Source organism: Stenotrophomonas sp. P5_B8 (assembly GCF_054049855.1).
In genome coordinates this window covers 1-913 of the sequence record NZ_JBFULO010000768.1, presented here as the reverse complement: position 1 = coordinate 913, position 913 = coordinate 1, and the positions used below count along the sequence as shown (strand labels likewise).

The 913-nt window shown below is 68.6% G+C and carries 1 protein-coding gene and 1 pseudogene; both read left to right on the top strand.

Features of this window, described 5'->3' with window-relative positions; all coding sequences use genetic code 11:
* A pseudogene (locus ACXJKH_RS21340) lies at nucleotides 1–334 on the top strand (hypothetical protein); the annotation flags it as partial.
* A 149-nt stretch (nucleotides 335–483) separates the two neighbouring features.
* Nucleotides 484–913 (top strand): alcohol dehydrogenase catalytic domain-containing protein (locus tag ACXJKH_RS21335; protein WP_457322373.1); only part of this gene is annotated, 430 nt, incomplete at its 3' end.

Here is a 913-nt window from a genome sequence, read left to right as displayed (position 1 = left end):
CCTCAATACGGCGCAGGTGATCGTGGCCTACGAGTGGCTGCCGACCGCGGACATGTTCACCTGGAGCGTGGTGCTGCTGGCGGCGGCCACGCTGCTGGCGTGGTCGGTCAACCAGCGCCTGCGGGGTCATTTCGCCTATCCGGCCGCCGTGGTGTGGGCGCTGGTGGGTGTGTATGTGAAGCAGTCCGGCTGGCGCCTGCCCGGCGCCGATACGGTGTCGGTGCTGGCGCTGGCAGTGGCCGCGTTGCTGGTGCTGCAGACCCTGGTGCTGCGCGCACGCGCCTGGCGCCAGCCGCGCGCGGCGGTGGTGGCTGCGCATCGGCACCGCCGCTGAGGCGGGTCCCGCGACGCTTCCATGACGCGCCGCCGGGCACGCTCCGGTGACCGTCAACACCATAACGCCGAGCAATGCCCGGCAACCTTCTTCAACAACGTAGGGCCGGCCTTGCCCGGCAACCTAGATCCAGCAACAGGAGAAAACACATGCGCGCTGCATTGCATGAAACATTCGGTGATCCCACGGCGGTGCTGCACGGCGGCGACGCGGCAATGCCGCAGCCGGGCAAGGGCGAGGTGCGCATCCGCACCGTCCTGGCCACCATCCACAACCACGACCTGTGGACCGTGCGCGGGCAATACGGCTACAAGCCGACGCTGCCGGCCATTGGGGGCAGCGAAGCGACCGGCGTGATCGATGCGCTCGGCGAGGGCGTCGACGGCCTGAGCGTCGGGCAGCGGGTCAGTGCCGCCTCGGTGCATGGCACGTGGGCGGCGTATTTCGTGGCACCGGCAAAAATGGTGATTCCGATGCCCGAGGCGATCAACGACGAGACCGCCGCGCAGCTCATTGCGATGCCGTTGAGCGCGCTGATGCTGCTGGAGTTCCTGCAGGTCAAGCCGGGCCAGTGGATCC